A 1,126-nucleotide genomic window follows, 5' to 3' on the forward strand; every position below is an offset into this window, starting at 1 on the left:
TGTGAACTCGAAGAGTAGGGCGGGACACGTGGTATCCTGTCTGAATATGGGGGGACCATCCTCCAAGGCTAAATACTCCTGACTGACCGATAGTGAACCAGTACCGTGAGGGAAAGGCGAAAAGAACCCCGGCGAGGGGAGTGAAAAAGAACCTGAAACCGTGTACGTACAAGCAGTGGGAGCCTCTTTTATGGGGTGACTGCGTACCTTTTGTATAATGGGTCAGCGACTTATATTCTGTAGCAAGGTTAACCGTATAGGGGAGCCGAAGGGAAACCGAGTCTTAACTGGGCGTTAAGTTGCAGGGTATAGACCCGAAACCCGGTGATCTAGCCATGGGCAGGTTGAAGGTTGGGTAACACTAACTGGAGGACCGAACCGACTAATGTTGAAAAATTAGCGGATGACTTGTGGCTGGGGGTGAAAGGCCAATCAAACCGGGAGATAGCTGGTTCTCCCCGAAAGCTATTTAGGTAGCGCCTCGTGAACTCATCTTCGGGGGTAGAGCACTGTTTCGGCTAGGGGGCCATCCCGGCTTACCAACCCGATGCAAACTACGAATACCGAAGAATGTTATCACGGGAGACACACGGCGGGTGCTAACGTCCGTCGTGAAGAGGGAAACAACCCAGACCGCCAGCTAAGGTCCCAAAGTCATGGTTAAGTGGGAAACGATGTGGGAAGGCACAGACAGCCAGGATGTTGGCTTAGAAGCAGCCATCATTTAAAGAAAGCGTAATAGCTCACTGGTCGAGTCGGCCTGCGCGGAAGATGTAACGGGGCTAAACCATGCACCGAAGCTGCGGCAGCGACGCTTATGCGTTGTTGGGTAGGGGAGCGTTCTGTAAGCCGTTGAAGGTGTCCTGTGAGGGGTGCTGGAGGTATCAGAAGTGCGAATGCTGACATAAGTAACGATAAAGCGGGTGAAAAGCCCGCTCGCCGGAAGACCAAGGGTTCCTGTCCAACGTTAATCGGGGCAGGGTGAGTCGACCCCTAAGGCGAGGCCGAAAGGCGTAGTCGATGGGAAACAGGTTAATATTCCTGTACTTGGTGTTACTGCGAAGGGGGGACGGAGAAGGCTATGTTAGCCGGGCGACGGTTGTCCCGGTTTAAGCATGTAGGCGGA

Annotated in this window: 1 rRNA gene; it reads left to right on the forward strand. The window is 53.4% G+C overall.

Annotated elements, in window-relative coordinates:
- Positions 1-1,126, forward strand: a 23S ribosomal RNA gene (locus QMG44_RS24170); the annotation flags it as partial.

Origin of the sequence: Enterobacter sp. 200527-13 (genome assembly GCF_027924865.1) — a bacterium.
Classification (GTDB): domain Bacteria; phylum Pseudomonadota; class Gammaproteobacteria; order Enterobacterales; family Enterobacteriaceae; genus Enterobacter; species Enterobacter ludwigii.